At 60.3% G+C, this 15837-nt stretch carries 14 protein-coding genes; 10 read left to right on the top strand and 4 right to left on the bottom strand.

Annotated elements, in window-relative coordinates; genetic code table 11:
- Positions 1-70: 70 nt before the first annotated feature.
- Together cobF and ACW9IR_RS24550 are read right to left on the bottom strand one after the other, a co-directional pair.
- Positions 71-826, bottom strand: coding sequence for a precorrin-6A synthase (deacetylating) (cobF, locus tag ACW9IR_RS24555; protein WP_457465311.1), 756 nt, complete (start codon positions 824-826; stop codon positions 71-73).
- Positions 826-1380, bottom strand: a complete 555-nt coding sequence (locus tag ACW9IR_RS24550) for a histidine phosphatase family protein (RefSeq protein ID WP_102902764.1) — start codon at positions 1378-1380, stop codon at positions 826-828. The genes cobF and ACW9IR_RS24550 overlap by 1 nt, the downstream gene beginning before the upstream one ends.
- 331 nt (positions 1381-1711) lie before the next feature.
- Between ACW9IR_RS24550 and ACW9IR_RS24545 the strand changes: the two genes are divergently transcribed.
- The 8 genes from ACW9IR_RS24545 to ACW9IR_RS24510 all read left to right on the top strand — a co-directional run bounded on the left by ACW9IR_RS24545 (position 1712) and on the right by ACW9IR_RS24510 (position 9976).
- Positions 1712-2566: a MurR/RpiR family transcriptional regulator gene (locus ACW9IR_RS24545; protein WP_102902765.1), complete on the top strand. Its 855-nt coding sequence runs from the start codon at positions 1712-1714 to the stop codon at positions 2564-2566.
- A gap of 2 nt (positions 2567-2568) precedes the next feature.
- Positions 2569-3213 (top strand): isochorismatase family cysteine hydrolase, encoded by a 645-nt coding sequence (locus ACW9IR_RS24540; protein ID WP_457465310.1) that lies wholly within the window; start codon positions 2569-2571, stop codon positions 3211-3213.
- Positions 3210-4541, top strand: coding sequence for a glutamine synthetase (locus tag ACW9IR_RS24535; protein WP_457465309.1), 1332 nt, complete (start codon positions 3210-3212; stop codon positions 4539-4541). Before ACW9IR_RS24540 ends, ACW9IR_RS24535 begins: the two co-directional genes overlap by 4 nt.
- Positions 4525-5277: an N-formylglutamate amidohydrolase gene (locus ACW9IR_RS24530; RefSeq protein WP_457465308.1), complete on the top strand. Its 753-nt coding sequence runs from the start codon at positions 4525-4527 to the stop codon at positions 5275-5277. The genes ACW9IR_RS24535 and ACW9IR_RS24530 overlap by 17 nt, the downstream gene beginning before the upstream one ends.
- 81 nt (positions 5278-5358) lie before the next feature.
- The gene (locus ACW9IR_RS24525; RefSeq protein ID WP_077572161.1) at positions 5359-6708 is read left to right on the top strand and encodes an APC family permease; all 1350 of its coding nucleotides are present in this window, start codon (positions 5359-5361) and stop codon (positions 6706-6708) included.
- Positions 6709-6826: 118 nt separating this feature from the next.
- A complete protein-coding gene (locus ACW9IR_RS24520) occupies positions 6827-7843 on the top strand; it encodes an arginine N-succinyltransferase (RefSeq protein ID WP_110720530.1) in 1017 nt (338 codons plus the stop codon).
- 61 nt (positions 7844-7904) lie between these two features.
- A complete protein-coding gene (gene astA, locus ACW9IR_RS24515; protein ID WP_034152533.1) occupies positions 7905-8939 on the top strand; it encodes an arginine N-succinyltransferase in 1035 nt (344 codons plus the stop codon).
- A 167-nt stretch (positions 8940-9106) separates the two neighbouring features.
- Positions 9107-9976, top strand: a complete 870-nt coding sequence (locus ACW9IR_RS24510) for an isocitrate lyase/PEP mutase family protein (protein WP_007919546.1) — start codon at positions 9107-9109, stop codon at positions 9974-9976.
- Between the two features lie 633 nt (positions 9977-10609).
- On the opposite strand, the gene ACW9IR_RS24505 is transcribed toward ACW9IR_RS24510, so the two are convergent.
- Positions 10610-11848, bottom strand: a complete 1239-nt coding sequence (locus tag ACW9IR_RS24505) for a M20/M25/M40 family metallo-hydrolase (RefSeq protein ID WP_095120225.1) — start codon at positions 11846-11848, stop codon at positions 10610-10612.
- Between the two features lie 215 nt (positions 11849-12063).
- Complete coding sequence (locus ACW9IR_RS24500; protein ID WP_102902771.1) at positions 12064-13137, bottom strand: diguanylate cyclase; 1074 nt, start codon at positions 13135-13137, stop codon at positions 12064-12066.
- Between the two features lie 177 nt (positions 13138-13314).
- Here ACW9IR_RS24500 and ACW9IR_RS24495 point away from each other — a divergent pair, with 177 nt between their 5' ends.
- Both ACW9IR_RS24495 and ACW9IR_RS24490 read left to right on the top strand, forming a co-directional pair.
- Positions 13315-14769, top strand: a complete 1455-nt coding sequence (locus ACW9IR_RS24495; RefSeq protein WP_457465307.1) for a flavin-containing monooxygenase — start codon at positions 13315-13317, stop codon at positions 14767-14769.
- A 21-nt stretch (positions 14770-14790) separates the two neighbouring features.
- Positions 14791-15717: an alpha/beta fold hydrolase gene (locus ACW9IR_RS24490; protein WP_110720533.1), complete on the top strand. Its 927-nt coding sequence runs from the start codon at positions 14791-14793 to the stop codon at positions 15715-15717.
- Positions 15718-15837: the final 120 nt, after the last annotated feature.

Genomic DNA, 15837 nt, shown 5'->3' with positions numbered 1-15837 from the left:
CACAGGGAAATGCATTTCAAAATGTGGGAGCGAGCTTGCTCGCGAAGGGGCCCGATCAGCCAGAGAAAATCTAAGGCTTGCGCAACAAATACGTATCCATGATCCACCCATGCTCGGCCCGCGCCGCCTTGCGCACCCGCCCGATTTCCTCCGCGACATCCGCCAGCCTGCCACTGATCAGAATCTCGTCCGGCGTGCCCAGGTAAGCGCCCCAATAAATCTCGGTCTGCTGATCGTCGACCCGCTGATACGAATCTTCAGCATCAAGCATCACCACCAGACTGTCCGCATCACTCACCTGCCCCGCTGCCAAACGCCGCCCCGTGGTTATTTCAATGGAACGGCCGATCGTATTCAACGGCACCTTATGCTGCGCCGCCAACGCCTGAACGCTGGTAATTCCGGGAATCACCTCAAACTCGAAGGCACACGTGCCCGAGGCCAGAATTGTCTGGAGGATACGCACGGTGCTGTCGTACAACGCCGGGTCGCCCCACACCAGGAAACCGCCGCACTGGCCGTCAGACAATTGGTCATTGATCAGCCGCTCGAAGGTCTGCTGCTTGGCACGGTTCAACTCATCGACACTGGCCGTATAGTCGACATCGCCGCGTTCGCGTTCCGGGCTGTGGGCTTCGACGAAGCGATAGTCGGGCTCGTCGATGTAGCGCTCACAGATCTCGCGGCGCAGGTCGATCAGCTTGTCCTTGCTCTGGCCTTTATCCATCAGAAAGAACACATCGACCCGGTTCAGCGCCTTTACGGCCTGCATCGTGATGTAGTCGGGATTGCCGGCACCAATGCCGATCACCAGCAGTTGTTTCATCACAAAGCTCCTTTAAGACACAGGCGCCAGCGCCCGGTGAAGCGTAGTTCGAGCATCGACAGCGGTTCGACATCAATCTCATGAAATGCCGAACCGCGCATCACGTGGATCAGCGCAGCGCGGATGACAAACGGATGCGTCACCGCCACTACATGCCCCGGCGTGCTTTGCAGGCTGGCCAGCCACTGCGCCACGCGTTCACACAACTGCGCCACCGACTCACCACCATGGGGCGTGGCGTGGAGGTCTTCCAGCCAGGCCTGCAGCGCGGCGTCTTCCGAGCGTTGCAGATCCTTGATCGACATCCCGTGCCAACGGCCCCAGTCACAATCGCGCAGCGCGTCATCCACTTGCGCATCCGCACCAAAGCATGCCGCCGTCTGTTGCGTGCGCAGTTCCGGCGCGCAAATCAAGCGCCGCGAGGCATCGAAACAGTCGACCAATGCACCCGACGCCAACCCACTATTTTCAACAGGCTCATTCGTAGGAAAACACGCCAATTTCTGTGCGACGGTTCGCGCATGGCAAATCAATGTCAAACGAGTGGTCTGCACAGACATCGCTCCGGTAGGCCTTCATGAAAATCAACGACGCGAAGCCGTTCTGTGGGCAATTGTGCCGTAAACCGAGGGTCGCGGGGCTGCTGGATAGCCACCGGTAAAAACCGACGACGGCAGGAATACGGCAATATCTGACAGCGTTGTGGGCAATGGACTACAAGCCCTGTCGAATTCCGTGTAGCCCTTGTTACACGGGCACCTCGCTCCATTTTGGCGCTGTTTCAACACGCTGAAAAATTCACTAGACATGTAACGTCAGTTACATAAATACTGTTTTAACGGATTATGAAGCGAATTCAACACCCTCCATCCAGCAGGAGCCCGGATGCCCCCTCTCAGAGACCTGATCACCGATCCCGGCCTGGATCTTACGCCGTCGGAGCGCAAAGTCGTTCGCGCCTTGCTGGATCAGTACCCACGCAACGGTCTGGGGCCGATGGCGCGGCTGGCCGAACATGCCGGCGTCAGCGATCCGACCATTGTGCGGCTGGTGAAAAAACTTGGTTTCGGTGGTTATGCCGAATTCCAGGATGCCCTGCTCAGCGACATGGACCACCGCCTGCGCTCGCCGCGCACGCTGTTGCAACCGCGCGCCCATCAGCACAAGGACGACGCCTGGAGCCACTATCTGGGCGACAGCCATCGCCTGCTGGTCGAAACCCAATCCCTGACCCAACCCGAAGACGTGCGCATTCTCACCGACTGGCTGCTCGATGCCCGGCATCAGGTGTATTGCTTCGGCGGGCGTTTCAGCAGTCTGATGGCGACTTATCTGCTCAACCACCTGCGTCTGCTGCGCCCCGGTTGCTTCGCTTTGGAAGACAACGCGCAACTGCCCGATCGCCTGTTCGATCTGCAACGCCAGGACGTCGTGCTGGTGTTCGATTATCGCCGTTATCAAACCCAGGCGCTGCGGGTCGCCAGTGCGGCGAAAACCAACAACGCACGCGTGGTGTTGTTCACCGACATCTACGCCTCGCCGCTGCGCGAACTGGCCGACCTGATCATCAGCGCGCCGGTGGAATCGGCCTCGCCGTTCGACACCATGGTGCCGGCGCTGGCTCAGGTCGAAGCACTGATTGCCTGCCTGACCTTGCGCACCGAAAACCTCGCCGATCGCCTGGAAGGCATCGATGCTCTGCGCAACGACTTCAACACCCACCTGCTGGAGGATAAATAAGGATGTTCAGCCTTCCCCACCGCTCGCCGCGGGACTTGCCGTTTGTCACCGATCACACCGCGCTGTTGCTGGTGGACATGCAGCGTGCCTGGCTCGAGCCGCAGTTCGACGCGCACCTCAATGGGCCTGACGCCGAGTACTTCCTGACTCGCGCGCACATGCAGGTGGTACCCAACCAACGTCGCCTGCTCAGCGCATTTCGCGAAGCGCGGCAGAACGTGCTGCACACCATTATCGAAAGCCTCACCGCCGATGGTCGCGACCGCTCGCTCGATCACAAACTCTCGGACATGCACCTGCCCAAAGGCAGCGTGCAGGCCAGGATCATTGAAGACCTGAGCCCGGTGGAAAACGAAATCGTCCTGCCGAAGACCTCGTCCGGGGTGTTCAACTCGACCAACATCGACTACGTGCTGCGCAACCTGCAAACCCGTCACCTGATCATCGCCGGTATCGTCACCGACCAATGCGTGGACATGGCCGTACGCGACGCCGCCGATCGCGGCTATCTGGTCACGCTGGTCGAAGATGCCTGCGCCACCTACAGCGCCGAACGCCATCACGCCTGCCTGAATGCGATCAAGGGTTACTGCTGGATCACCGACACCGACACCGTGCTCGGCCGCCTGCAGGAGATGCGGCCATGAGCGCACGTCTGACACCACTGCCGATGACCACGCTGGTCACCACCGACCTGATCGGTATTACCCGGGGCCGCTCGTTTCCTACAGATGAGCTTGAGCATTATCAGGCCGCCGGTTGCGGCTGGGTGCCGGCCAACAGCGCGTTGACGCCGCAGGACATCATTGCTTCAACCAATCCGTGGGGCGCTTATGGCGATCTGCGGTTGATTCCCGATCTGAGCAGCCGCGTCACCGTCGGCAACGGCCCGGACGTCGACGCACCGGCGCTGGATTTCATCCACGGCGATATCCGCGAAACCGATGGCCGCCCGTGGGGCGCCTGCCCGCGCACGTTGTTGCGTGATGAAATCGAGCGTTATCGCGATGAACTGGGCTTGCAGGTCAACGCCGCGTTCGAACATGAATTCAACCTGCACGCCGGTTTTGCCGAGCACTTGGCGTTTTCCCTCGAAGCCCAGCGTCAGGGCGCCGAGTTCGGCGGCTGGCTGCTCAGCGCCTTGCGCGCCGGCGGTGTCGAGCCGGAAATGTTTCTGCCCGAATACGGCAAGCACCAATACGAAATCACCTGCCGCCCGACGCTCGGCGTGGCGGCGGCCGATCGTGCCGTCAACGTGCGCGAGATCACCCGCGAGATCGCCCGGCAAATGGGCCTGGACCTGAGCTTCGCGCCGAAGACTGCCGCCGACGCGGTGTGCAACGGCGTGCATCTGCACGTCAGCCTGCTCGATCTGGGCGGCCAGCCGATGCTTTACGACGCGGGCACCAGCAACGGTCTGTCGAGTCTCGGCCAGCATTGGGCGGCGGGGATCCTGCATTACTTGCCGGCACTCTGTGCTTTCACCGCACCGACGCCGGTGTCGTACGAGCGCTTGCAGCCGCATCACTGGAGCGCGTCTTACGCTTGTCTGGGTCAACAGAACCGCGAGGCGGCGCTGCGCATCTGCCCGACCGTGACCCTCGGCGGCAAGTCCGTGGCCCAGCAGTTCAACCTCGAATTCCGCGCCATGGACGCCACCGCCTCGCCGCATCTGGCCATGGCTGCGCTGCTGATCGCCGGGCGTCTGGGCATCGAACAACGCCTGGCACTGAACGCGATCACCGACGAAATTCCCGATTCACTCAACGACGAGCAACGCCAGGCCCGGGGCATCGTCGCCCTGCCCGCCTCGCTGGCCCAGGCGCTGGATTGCCTGCGCAACAGTGGCGCCTTCACTGCATGGCTGCCCAAGCCGCTGCTCGACACCTATTACGCCCTTAAAACCGAGGAACTGGCGCTGACGGAACAGCTCTCGCCCGCTGACTTGTGTGAGCACTATGCACGCCTGTACTGAATCCGCCGAACTGGGGTTGTACACCCGCCCGGCCTACAACCTGAGCCGCGTCGACTCGACGCACCCGGTGATTCTGGTGTGCGAGCACGCCAGCCGCTACATCCCCGAAGCCCTGAACAATCTGGGCCTGGACGCTGCCGCCGCTGCTGAACACATCGCCTGGGACATTGGTGCGCTGCAACTGGCTGAACAGCTATCGGAGAGGCTCGGCGCCACTCTGTTGAGTGCCAATTATTCGCGGCTGCTGATCGATCTGAACCGGCCACGCCACGCCCCGGACAGCATTCCGGCGCAGAGCGAAATCTATCAGGTACCGGGCAACCGTGAACTGGACGAAGTCACTCGCGAATACCGCCGCCAGACCTTGTTCAAACCGTTTCACGCACGTCTGCAGACCTTGATCGACGAGCGTGTTGCCCAGGGTCAAGCGGTGCGCGTGGTGGGGATTCACAGTTTCACTCCGGTGTATTACGGCCAGCCGCGACCGCTGGAAGTCGGCGTGCTGTTCGGTCAGGCCAAGGCTTACGCGCAACGTTTGCTCGATGGCCTCGGCGAACATCCGCTGAAAGTGGCCGGTAATCAACCGTACAAGATCGATCCGCTGGGCGACATGACCGTGCCGGTGCACGGCGATGCCCGTGGCCTCGACTCGGTGCTGATCGAGGTGCGCAATGACTTGCTGCGCAGCCCCGAAGCCGTATCACGCTGGGCCGGATACCTCGCGCCATTGCTGTAGTGAATGAAAGACTGCTGACGCTGTAAACGATGGACCGATAACAACTAAAACGACCGACTGGCTGACAAGGAGTTGCGCTTCATGGAAATTGAAGAATTCGGCTACAAGCAAGAGTTGAAACGTAGCCTGACGCTGACCGACCTGGTGGTGTACGGGATGATCTTCATGATCCCCATCGCCCCGTTCGGTGTGTATGGCTACGTCAACGCCGAGGCCCCGGGGATGGTGCCGCTGGCGTACATCATCGGCATGGTGGCGATGCTGTTCACCGCGCTGAGCTACGGCAGCATGGCCAAGGCTTTTCCGATCGCAGGTTCGGTGTATTCCTACGCGCAACGCGGCCTCAATCAGCACGTCGGCTTCATCGCCGGTTGGCTGATGCTCCTCGATTACCTGCTGATCCCGCCGCTGCTCTACGTCTACGCGGCGATGGCGCTCAACCATTTGTACCCGGACATTCCGAAAGTCGGCTTCATTCTGGCGTTTCTGGTCAGCGCGACCTTCGTCAACCTGCGCGGCATCACCTTCACCGCTCGGATGAACATCATCTTCCTGCTGGCGCAACTGGTGGTACTCGGCATCTTCCTGTTCTACGCGTGGAATGCCCTGCACAACGGTGGCGGTAACGGCGAGCTGACCCTGGCGCCGCTGTATCACGCGGAAACCTTCAACTTCGCCCTGCTGATGCAAGCGGTGTCGATTGCGGTGCTGTCGTTCCTCGGCTTCGATGCGATCTCCACCCTCGCTGAAGAAATCAAGGGCGATCCGGGCAAGAGCGTCGGCAAAGCGGCGCTGATCACGCTGGTAGTGATGGGCGTGATTTTCGTTGCGCAAACCTGGATCGCCACCGATCTGGCGGCAGGTATGGGCTTCAAATCCGCCGACACCGCGTTCTATGAAATCGCCGAAATCGCCGCCGGCAGTTGGCTGGCGACCCTGACCGCTGTCGCCACGGCATTGGCCTGGGGCGTGGCCGTGGCCATCACCTCGCAAGCGGCGGTTTCACGCCTGCTGTTCGGCATGGCCCGCGACGGCAAGCTGCCAAAAGTGCTGGCCAAGGTGCACCCGAAACACAACACGCCGTACCTGAGCATTTACCTGGTGGCGGTGCTGTCGCTGGTGATTTGCTACCTGTTCATCAACTCGGTCGACACCCTGACCTCGCTGGTCAACTTCGGCGCGCTCAGCGGTTTCATGCTGCTGCACCTGACAGTGATCAACTACTACTGGCGTCGGCAGAAGTCCGGTCAGGTCGTGCGTCACCTGATCTGCCCGGTGATCGGTTTCATCATCGTCGCGGCCATCATGTACAACATGGGCGTCGATGCGCAGAAACTCGGTCTGATCTGGATTGCTCTGGGTCTGGTGTACCTGTTCTTCCTCAACAAACTCGGCGCCAGCACCGCGCTGCCGGACCCGAGCAACGGCTGACAAGAAAAAGAGCGGCGTCTGACAACAAATCAGGCGACCGCCGATTTATCGCGTGGAAACCGACAGTGATAGTCAGGTTCGGCGACTTTGCCGAACCTTTTGATACAGGAGTACATCCATGCTGGTCTTACGCCCAGTCGAGCAGACTGACCTGCCCCAGCTCCAACAATTGGCCCGCGACAGTCTGGTGGGCGTGACCTCCCTGCCGGACGACAGCGAGCGTCTGCGCGCGAAAATCGCCGGTTCCTGCGCTTCGTTCGCCAGCGCGGCAGAGGCTAACGGCCCGGAGAACTACTTCTTCGTGCTGGAAGACCTCGACGAACAGCGTCTGGTTGGCTGCTCGGAAATTCTCGCCACAGCGGGTTTCGACGAGCCGTTCTACAGCCTGCGCAACCGCCATTTCACCAGTGCGTCCCGCGAGCTGAACATTGAACACGGCGTGCCGGCGCTGTCGCTGTGCCACGACCTCAACGACCACACGCTGCTGCGCGGCTTTCATATCGACTCCGCGCTGGTGCGCACGCCGTTCTCCGAGTTGCTGTCCCGCGCGCGCCTGTTGTTCATCGCTGCCCATGCGCCGCGCTTTGCCGAGGCGGTGATCACCGAAATCGTCGGCTACAGCGACGAGGCCGGCAATTCACCGTTCTGGGATGCACTGGGCAAACATTTCTTCGACCTGCCCTACGTTGAAGCCGAACGCCTGTGCGGGCTGCAGAGCCGCACCTTTCTCGCCGAACTGATGCCGCAATACCCGATTTACGTGCCGATGCTGCCGCAAGCAGCGCAAGACTGTATCGGTCGTATCCACCCGGACGGTCAGGAAGCGTTCGACATCCTTGAGCGTGAAGGCTTCGAAACCAACAGCTACATCGACCTGTTCGACGCTGGCCCGACCCTGTATGCGCGTACCTCGAATATCCGTTCGATTGCCCGCAGCCAGACGGCATCGGTGCAGCAACGACCACAGATCGATGCCCGTGGCCGTTACCTGCTGAGCAATGACGCGCTGCACGGCTTCCGGGCGATCATGGCCGAACTCGATTTCCAACCCGATCAACCGCTGTCCCTCACCCCTGCAATGTGTGCGGCGCTGAACGTGACCGATGGCAGCCCGATTCGGCTGATTGCCCTGTGAAACCCGCGCGGTTGCGCAGTCAACGACAGTGCCCGAACAGGCGCGCAAAAGGAGTTACAGCATGATTGTCCGCCCGGTCAAAGTCAGCGACCTGCCAGCCTTGATGGCGCTGGTGCAACAGGCCGGCCCGGGGTTCACCACCCTGCCGGCCAACGAAGATCGCCTGTCCCACCGGGTTCGTTGGGCGCAACGGGCGTTTGCCGAGCAGGTGGAGCGGGCCGACGCGGACTATCTGTTTGTGCTCGAAGACGACGACATGCGCGTGGTCGGCGTCAGCGCACTGGCCGGGGCGGTCGGCCTGCGCGAGCCCTGGTACAACTATCGGGTCGGGTTAACCGTGAGTTCGGCGCCGGATCTGGGTATTCAGCGGCAGATCCCGACGCTGTTTCTCAACAACGAACTGACCGGCCAATCGGAGCTGTGTTCGCTGTTTCTTGGTCATGATCAGCGCCACGGCAGCAACGGTCGCCTGTTGTCACTGGGGCGTTTGCTGTTCGTTGCCGAGTTCCCGCATCTGTTCGGTGAGAAGATGATTGCCGAACTGCGCGGCAGTGCCGATGAACACGGTTGCTCGCCGTTCTGGGACAGTCTGGGCCGGCATTTCTTTCAAATGGACTTCAGCCATGCCGATCACTTGTCAGGCCTTGGCAACAAATCGTTCATCGCCGAACTGATGCCGCGCCAGCCGTTGTACACCTGCATGCTCACCGAACAAGCCCAGGCGGCGATCGGCCAAGCACACCCGAATACCGAGCCAGCACTGAAAATCCTTCAGGCCGAAGGTTTTACCCACAAAGGCTACATCGACATCTTTGACGGCGGCCCGGTGATCGAAGCGCCGGTGCGCTCGATCCGCACTGTGCGCGAGAGCGTCGAGTTGACCCTGAGCCTCGGCAGCCCGGATGAACAGGCACCGCTGTGGCTGATTCACAACCGGCGTCTGGAAAACTGCCGCATCACCGTGGCCCGTGCGCGCCGGGTCGGCAGCAGCCTGGTGATCGACCGCCTCACCGCCAAGCGCCTTCAGCTGCAACCGGGCAATTCGGTGCGCGCGGCAATGCTGCCCAATCAACAGCAACAGGCGGTGGCGGCCTGACGGTCATCACCGCAAAAAGGTAAATCCTTTCAGCAAAAGCGTCCGCGACAACCTGTCCCTTGCAAATTCGTCATGATCATTGACCCATTCGCGTGATAGCCTTTTCATTCTTCGGCGTTGACACCTTTGTTCAAGCCTTTCCATTCCTTTGTATTGGTGGAACTCGTATGACCAGGCTTTCCCATCAAGATTTGCGCCGTAACTTCCGTCAACTGCTGGCTTCCGACACCTGCTACCACACGGCTTCGGTGTTCGATCCGATGTCCGCGCGCATTGCCGCTGACCTGGGTTTTGAAGTGGGGATTCTCGGCGGTTCCGTGGCCTCTTTGCAGGTGCTCGGTGCCCCGGACTTTGCCCTGATCACCCTCAGCGAGTTCGCCGAACAGGCCACCCGCATCGGCCGCGTCGCCCAATTGCCGGTGATCGCCGACGCCGACCACGGCTACGGCAACGCCCTCAACGTGATGCGCACCATCGTCGAACTGGAACGCGCCGGCGTCGCCGCCCTGACCATCGAAGACACCTTGCTGCCAGCCCAATTCGGCCGCAAATCCACCGACCTGATCACCGTTGCCGAAGGCGTCGGCAAGATCCGCGCAGCGCTGGAAGCCCGGGTTGATACGGAAATGGCGATCATCGCCCGTACCAATGCCGGTATTTTGCCGAACCAGGAGATCATCAGCCGTACTCGCCAGTATCAGGCGGCCGGGGCTGACGGCATCTGCATGGTCGGGATTCAGGATTTCGATCAGCTCGAGCAAATCGCCGAACACCTGACCGTTCCGCTGATGCTGGTGACCTACGGCAACCCTGCACTGCGCGACGACAAGCGTCTGGCCGAGCTCGGTGTGCGCGTGACCATCGATGGCCATGGCGCGTACTTTGCGGCGATCAAAGCGACGTACGACAGCCTGCGTGAACAGCGGCAGATCTTTACCCAGGCGTCCGACCTGAGCGCAACTGAGTTGACGCACACCTATACCCAGCCGGAGGAATACATTCTCTGGGCCAAGGAATACATGAGCGTCAAGGAGTGATGGGTTGGCCGGGCTGACGCCATCGCGAGCAGGCTCACTCCTACAATTGATCAGTGTTGAACACAAATACTGTGTGCACTAAAGATCTACTGTAGGAGTGAGCCTGCTCGCGATAGCAACAGCCGCTACACCGCTAAACCGGCGTCTTGCAAGCCTCCTCCCGCTGCACCGCCCGCGCCTGAATCACATTCAGAATCGCACAGCCCTCGCGCATCAACAGATGCACCGCACGGGTCACTCACAGCTTCCACTTTTCCCACAAAAGCCCCTCACCCTAGCCCTCTCCCAGAGGGAGAGGGAACCGATTGGGGGATGCTCGGGAGCTACGCCGACTTGAAACACCGCGCTGAATCCGATTTTGAATTCAAAATTGATCTTTCAGGCCGCCGTGTTAATCACATACAACACAGTCAGTCCCCTCTCCCTCCAGGAAAGAGAACTGATTGGGGGATGCTCGGGATCTACGCCGACCTGTGACACCGCGCTGAATCCGATTTTGAATTCAAATGGATCTTTCAGGTCGCCGTATTCATCACAAACAACACGGTCAGTCCCCTCTCCCTCCGGGAGAGGGTTAGGGTGAGGGCAAATGCACCTGACACCCCACCCGCATCAGTCACACCACAAACCCACTCACCGTGGCTTGGCCAACTCCATGATCATCCGCGACAACAGATAAATCCGCGGCGCCACACTCGCCACTTCGGCGTATTCCTCCGGCGTGTGAATATTGCCGCCAACAATCCCGAAGCCATCCAGCGTCGGTGTGCCGACCCCGGCAGACAAACTCGCATCCGCCGCACCGCCACTGCCCTCCTCCGTCAACTTGCGGCCAATCTCGCCATAAATCCCCTGGGCCATGGCCATCAGACGATCCGACTCAGGCGTCTGCGGCATCGGTGGCAGCCCGCGTTGCAACGAAGTCTTCACTTCCGTCTCAGCAATCAGCTTGTCCTGCGACACCCGCGCCAGATCCTTCTCGATCCGGTCGAACTCCTCCGGCACTGCCGCGCGCACGTCTGCCTTGGCCGTGGCTTGATCGGGAATCACGTTGGTGCGATCGCCGGCCTTGAGCACGGTGAAGTTGATGGTGGTTTTCTTCGCTTCATCGCCGAGTTTTCCCAGTTGCAGAATCTGGTGCGCCGCTTCCATCGCGGCGTTGCGCCCCAGTTCCGGGGCGACGCCAGCGTGCGCGGCTTTACCCTTGACCTCGACCAGCGCCGTCGCGCTGCCCTTGCGCCACACCACCAGACCATCGGCCGGGCGGCCCGGCTCCAGATTGAGGGTCACGTCGTGCTGTTTGGCGGTTTTCTTGATCAGGTCGGTGGCGACGTCCGAGCCGGTTTCTTCGCTGGCGTCGAGCAGGAAGGTGATCTGCGCGTAGTCCTTGAAGTCGAGGTTTTTCAGGACTTTCAACGCATAGATCCCGGCGACGATGCCGCCCTTGTCATCCATCACCCCCGGCCCGTAAGCACGGCCGTCCTTGATGTGGAACGGCCGCTCGGCCGCCGAACCTTCCTTGAACACCGTGTCCATGTGCGCCATCAGCAGGATTTTTGCCTTGCCAGTGCCTTTCAGCGTCGCCAGTACATGGTTGGATTTTTCCGGCGTGTTCGGCACCAGTTCGATGGTGGCGCCGAGCTTTTTCAGCTCATCGATAGCGATGTCGCTGACTTGCTTGAGGCCCGGTTCATAGCCGGAACCAGAGTCGATATTGACCAGCCGCTCCAGCAATTTCAGCGCTTCTGGCTGGTATTGCTCGGCATCGGCGAGTACTTGTTTGTGCGGCTCGGCAAACGCGTGGGCAGCCGAGAAAGCGAGAGACAGGCCGAGGCTGGCGGCCAGCAGGGAGCGAGAAAATGAGAACGTCATGAAGCGATCCTTGTTTCGCGTCGGGGGGATTCAACCGTACCCGACATCGGCGCGAGGCTCTACACCGAATGCGACACTGATCTAACCGACAACACACCCCCCCCCTGTGGGAGCGAGCTTGCTCGCGAAAGCGGTGGATCAGTCAACATTGATATCGCCTGGCAGGACGCCTTCGCGAGCAAGCTCGCTCCCACAGGGGATCTACGGTGTAGCGGTCAAACCGAATCCAGCAACGTCCGCCGGGGCTTGCCATCACAATTGCAGATCACCCGATTACGCCCGCCTGCCTTGGCTTCATACAACGCCTGATCGGCATCATTGAGCCAGCGCGTCGCGTCGGTATGCGCCGGATCGTAAGCCGCCAGGCCAATACTCAAGCTGACCTTCAACGCCGGATTCTGCTCATACCCCAGAATCGCAAAACGCTCACGCAACGCTTCCATCGCCTGCGCGGCGTTGAACAGCGGCAGATCCGGCAAAATCACGCAGAACTCATCACCGCCATAACGCCCGGCAACGTCGGTTGCCCGCAGGTTTTGTTTAAGTAACTTGCTCAACTGGCGCAACACGATGTCGCCCGCGACATGGCCGTAGGTATCGTTGATTGCCTTGAAGTGATCAATGTCGATCAGCGCAATCGCCGCACCCTGCTTCTGCCGCTTGCAGCGCTGAAAAGCGATCTCCAGTTGATCTTTCCAGGCGCCATGATTGAGCAACCCGGTGAGGCTGTCGGTGCGGCTCAGGGCAAGCAATTCGCGTTTATGCCGACCCAGAGTGTAGGCCTGGCGAAAGCAGATCCAGCCCAGCGCCAACGGGTACAGCAGCAGCAACGGAAAACAGGCGTACATTTGCGCAGGCGATGTCTGCGGAACGAAGGCCGGAGCAAACACCACCAGCCCGACGCCGACCCCGAGCAACTGCGCCGCAGAGCCTGCCAATAGAAAGCGTGAACCACCGATAGCGACGTTGTTCATCGCCATCATCGAAATGGTCGTCGCCGTGGGCAGCGGATTGAAATGCATGGCGGCAAGCCAAAAGCCGCCGAAAAAAGCGTCGATCAACAGATTGCGGTGTTCAGCGTGGTAAGGAACCCGGGCGCGGCGTGCCCATTGAAACGCCAGATGCGGCCAGACCAGGCCGTTGAAGAACATCAGTGCCCAGACCCACAGCGGCGGATCGAGCGAGTACATCGCCACGCTCACGCACACAAGCCCCAGAATCAGCCCGAGGATGCGCGATGTATAAAGCCTCCTGGCCAATGAAAGTCCCTTTCCTCCGGTATTTCCCATAAGGACCTCGATCACGCACACCGCAGGACGGATGTGCTGGAAGTCTAACAGGGCGACGTTAAATAGCCATCACCGGCCAGCGGGCTGAATAGAGCGACATCACGGCCGCACACAGTGCAAATATTTGGCTATACATGAAAGGAGCAAAATGGAAAAACAACTATAAGAAGGAGGCCCATGCACACCTATCACGTGTTGATCATCGGCAGCGGTTTTGGCGGTCAATGTGCTGCGGTCAACCTGCTCAAAGCCGGGATCGACGATTTTCGCCTGCTGGAACGACGGGACTTCTTTGGCGGCACCTGGTGCCAGAACACCTACCCCGGCGCGGCGGTGGACGTGCCATCGCCGCTGTATTCGCTGTCGTTTGCGCCGTACCGCTGGTCGCAGATGTTCGCCGGACAGGCCGAACTGCAGCGCTACACCGAGCATGTCATCGAGCAGTTCGGTTTGCGCGAACGCGTGGAGCTGGAGGCCAATGTCGAGCGCGTCGAATGGGACGACACGGAAAAACGCTGGGCCGTGTATACCGCCAGCAAAGGCACCTTTTATGCGCAGTTCCTGATCAATGCCACCGGGCCATTGAGCCAACCGGTCATTCCGCACTTTCCCGGCCGGGATCGCTTTCAAGGCAAGACTTTTCATACAAACAATTGGGATCATAGCTACGACTACCGCGGTAAACGTGTGGCGATTGTCGGCAGCGGTGCCAGTGCGGTGCAGGTGATTCCAGCGATTGCGGCGCAGGTCGAGCAACTGCACGTGTTTCAACGCACGCCCCATTGGGTGCTGCCCCGCGCCGATCGTCAGTTCGGGCCGTTGCAACGCTGGCTGCTTGGCCGCAAACCCGCCTACAACCTGTTGCGCTGGCTGATTTACTGGCAATTCGAAACCCGGGTCATCGCGTTCAAATATTCGAAAGCAGCGATTCACATGGTCCAGCAGCACGCCCTGCGTTTTCTCAAACGCCAGGTGCCGGACCCGCTGCTGCGAAAAAAACTCACCCCGGACTTCACCATCGGCTGCAAACGGGTACTGGTTTCCAGTACCTATTACCCGGCGCTGAGTCGTGCGAATGTCACCTTGCATACCCGCGAGCAAGGCATTGCGTCCATCGACGAAACCGGCATCAACACTCAGGACGGTCAGCACATCGACGTTGATCTGATCGTCTGGTCGACCGGTTACGACGCCACCGACGGGGTGATTTCCTATCCGGTCAGCGGAAAAAACGCCGTGCAACTCAGAGAGGTCTGGGCGCAATACCCGCGCGCGTATCTGGGCACCAGCCTGCCGGACTTCCCCAACCTGTTTATCGTCACCGGCCCCAACACCGGCATCGGCCACACCTCGGCGCTGTTCATCATCGAGTCGCAGATGAACTACATCCTCGACTGCATTCGCACCGTGCAGGCCAAAGGCCTGCGCAGCATCGAAGTGCGCCCCGAAGCGGAACGTACCTACACTGAGATGATTCATCGGGAGATGGAACGCACGGTCTGGAAGTCCGGCGGCTGCCACAGTTGGTATCAAAGCAAGAGCGGTCATGTGATCGCGATGTTTCCCGGCTTCAGTTTCAGCTATCACCGCTTGACCCGGGCGCTGAAACCGGCCGACCACATTCTGTCCTGAACACGTAAAAGGAAGACGTCGATGCTTTTGCTGTTTGTCGCCCTCGCGGTTTTCGTGGCCTGGAGCTGGTTGAGTTATCCGGCGGTCGGCCATTGGCTGTACGACTTGAACATGGCCATCGAGGCCAAGTTGTACAAATTGCACAAGATCGAAGTGCCGATCGCCGAGATGACTGTCTCGACCTGGCAGGGCGGGCCGTACGAAGCGGCCAGCGCGATTCTGATGCTGCATGGCTACAGCGCCGAGAAGAACCTGTGGCTGCGCTTTTCCCGGCATTTCGTGCGCCAGTATCGGGTGATCATTCCGGACCTCGCTGGCCATGGTGAAACCGGCTTCAAGGCTGGCGGCGGCTACGACATTCCATTGCAGGCCAAGCGCATGATCCAGTTGCTCGACGTCTGCGGGGTGGAGAAAGTCCATGTGATCGGCAACTCGATGGGCGGCTACATTGCCGCGTGGCTGGCGGCGACGTATCCGGACCGCATCGCTTCGGTGGCATTGATCGACCCGGCGGGTGTCACCGCGCCCGAGGTCAGCGACATGGAGCGGCATCTGGCGCGCGGGCATAACCCGTTTCTGATCAACTCGCGGGAAGAGTTTCGCCAGTTTTACGCGATGACCATGGAATCGCCGCCGTGGGTGCCGAACCTGGTGCTGGACGCCATCGCCCAGCGCTACGAACAACAACGCGATGAACTGGAGGAGATCTTCCGCGATTTTCGCGCCAGCCCGCCGATGGAGCCGAAACTACCCGACATCAAATGCCCGGCGCTGTTGCTCTGGGGCCGCAAGGATCGGCTGATCGATGTCAGCAGCGTGCCGGTGTGGAGCAAGGGCATCGCCAATTTGCGCGTGGATGTCTGGGATCATGTCGGGCACATGCCGATGGTTGAACAGCCGGGGAATACTGCAGAGCTTTATCGCGAGTTTCTGGGAAGCCAAAGATGACAATGCACCCAGCCCCTGATCGTTCCCTCGCTCTGCGTGGTAATGCCTCAAGGGACGCTCCGCGTCCAGTGACGCGGAGCGTCACGGGCTGCATTCCCACGCAGAGCGTGGGAACGATCA

This window comes from Pseudomonas sp. SDT291_1_S447, from assembly GCF_054070155.1.
Note: the sequence above shows the minus strand (reverse complement) of the source record. Positions and strands in the feature narration are given on the sequence as shown.